Source organism: Corynebacterium sp. SA-MJD20WY100, assembly GCF_039822565.1.
In the GTDB taxonomy this organism is placed as follows: Bacteria; Actinomycetota; Actinomycetes; order Mycobacteriales; family Mycobacteriaceae; genus Corynebacterium; species Corynebacterium phoceense_A.
Genome location: NZ_JBCJKS010000039.1, coordinates 1 through 2,421, shown reverse-complemented (window position 1 = coordinate 2,421; position 2,421 = coordinate 1). Strand labels below are relative to the sequence as shown.

2 protein-coding genes are annotated in these 2,421 nt (G+C 65.6%); both read left to right on the top strand.

Features of this window, described 5'->3' with window-relative positions; all coding sequences use genetic code 11:
- The first annotated feature begins 161 nt into the window (after positions 1-161).
- Positions 162-1,112 (top strand): hypothetical protein, encoded by a 951-nt coding sequence (locus tag ABJ196_RS12590; RefSeq protein WP_347307571.1) that lies wholly within the window; start codon positions 162-164, stop codon positions 1,110-1,112.
- Between the two features lie 264 nt (positions 1,113-1,376).
- Positions 1,377-2,189 (top strand): hypothetical protein, encoded by an 813-nt coding sequence (locus tag ABJ196_RS12585; protein ID WP_347307569.1) that lies wholly within the window; start codon positions 1,377-1,379, stop codon positions 2,187-2,189.
- Positions 2,190-2,421 lie beyond the last annotated feature (232 nt).

The following is a 2,421-nucleotide window of genomic DNA, read 5'->3' as shown; positions in this document are numbered from 1 at the left end:
CACTACATATTGCGGTGCCTGATTCACGCCGCCAACATCCGACACAAAATCAATGCACTCTAAAACCGGAAGAGCCCGTTAGACGTCCCACGGGCAGCGCGCGGGCGTAAAATAAACCCACTCGTCTTACGCGCTCAGCGCCCGTCCCTCCGGAGTCTCCCATGCCGTACCCCACCGACCCCCACCGCAGGTCCGGTGACGGCCGCGGCACCCGTCGCGACACCTACCGCCTCCCCCGCCCCAGCGCCGAATCCACTCGCATCACCCCGCGACCAGGAACCTATAGCGTAGGGCGCCCCGCCCGCGCTGCCGATGCCCCCGCCCCTACTGCGCGCCGCCAGCCCCGCCGCACCGCGCGCACGCTCGAGCAGCCGCAGCGCTCGCGGCCGCCCCGACGCAGCCCGCGCACCGCGCCGGAAGCCGGCCCGCGTATTCCGCGCGTCGCCCTCGTCTTAGGACTCGTCCTCGTCGTGCTGCTCGCGCTCACGTTCTTCGCGCTGCGACATCAGGAACCAGACGCCCCGGCAGCGCTGAGCGAAGCCCCCACGACGACCGTGGAGGCGCCAACCATCGAACAGGCCGCCGCAGTGGAGATGTATATCCCCGCCATCAACGTCCGCGCGCAGTTCGACGAAGGCGCGTGCCGCACGAAGGACAACGCGCTCGACCCGGCATCGCTCGACAAGGCGTGCACCTACACCGCCGCAGACCGGCCGTACTCGCTGCCGGGGACGGACGCACCGGACATCGTGGTCATCGCTGGCCACACCGCCGCGGGTGTGCCCGCCGTGTTTAATAATCTCTACGACGGCACCCGTAACGAGCACAAGGTACACGAGGGCGACAAGCTCTACGTGCGCACCGCCGCCTCCGGCGAGAAGTGGCTCATGTACTCCGCCACGGACTTCCACGACCCGGTCAAAGCGGGCCTCGCAGATGATCCGGACGTGTGGGGCACCGGGCCCATGCCGGGCCGACTGCTCACCATCAGCTGCATCCAGCCGGCGAATCTCCTCGAGGCGTCGGTGAAGAACGCTGTCGTCGGCTGGTCCTACGAGGGCGTCATTGACGGCGCAGACGCTACGAACGGTGCCGAGCCCGCAGCAGCCTAAGCCGCACCGAACCACCCCCACGTGCGAAAACTCCCAAGAAATCTGCGCGACGCCGCCGTGCACCGCCATGCACAGGAGGAACACCGGCCCAACCATCCCCGCTATGCGCGGGGATTTTTTCTTGCCGCGACACGCCGAAAGAAATGCGCACAGTTGTTAATTTCTGAGGTTAATGTTGCCCATGTTGCTGTTGTGACATAAGGAACGGCAGCTCTGACCACAGTCTTTTTCTTCTACAGCCCCTTCTTTCTCACAGGAGTAAACATGAAGCGTCTCGGTACTTCCCTGGCTGCTGTCGCCATGTCCGGCGTCATCGCCTTCGCAGCTACCCCTACTGCCCTTGCGTCTGACATGCCGTCGGCCGCAGACATGCAGCCCACCGTCACCCCGCAGGTCCTGGGCCAGACCCCGGCCACCCCGGTCGTTCCGACCAAGCTCGAGTGCGCGCCGACGCCGCCGAAGGCTGAGACCTCCGACAAGGCACAGTCCTACGTGCTCACGGGCAACAAGGTTGTCTACCTGCACGGCTCCGGCGAGTGGGTCGACACCGCCGAGCGCGCCGCCTCCGAGATGCCGCTCAACAACGTGGAGCTCACCCGCTCCGGCGAGATCAAGAAGCTCATCGAGGAAGATCAGAACTGCTACCGCGAGAAGGGCTACGAGGTCCCGGGCGTCCCGGTCGTCGAGAAGAAGTCCGAGCGCTCTGGCGGCAACTTCGACGCCGGCGAGATCGCGGGCAAGGTACTTCCGCCGCTGCTCGTCATCGGCGGCACCACTTGGTACCTCAACCAGGACGGCTCCACCTACGTCCAGGACAAGTCTCGCAAGGACTCCACCCCGACCGAGGAAGAAATCCGTTTCTCCGAGGACCTGAAGAAGGGCCACGTCAAGGAGATCCAGGAGCAGTCCGGCCAGCCCGTCACCCCGACCCCGGACACCCAGGGCCAGGTCCCGTCCGGCGAGCGCGGCATGAACGCTGAGACCGGCTCCAACACCGCAGCACGCACCCTCTTCGCGCTGCTCGTGTTCTCCGTCTTCGGCGCGGCTGCCTTCGTCGCACGCCGTAAGTTCGCCTAGAACTCTACGAGAACAGGCCGCCACCCCTCGGGGTGGCGGCCTTTCGCGTTTTAGTCCGGCGAGCCCGTCATAACAACGCGCTGCTCAGCCTCGTCCCACGTGAACTGCGCCTCGTTAAGCCCGCTGGGCGCGGCATTTGTATCGCCCTCGCGGGCTGTTGGCGGACATGAAGAGTTGACCAGTGGCGGACACGGGTTTTAGGGGTTTGGGGAGTTTTTATCGGGGGTAGAAA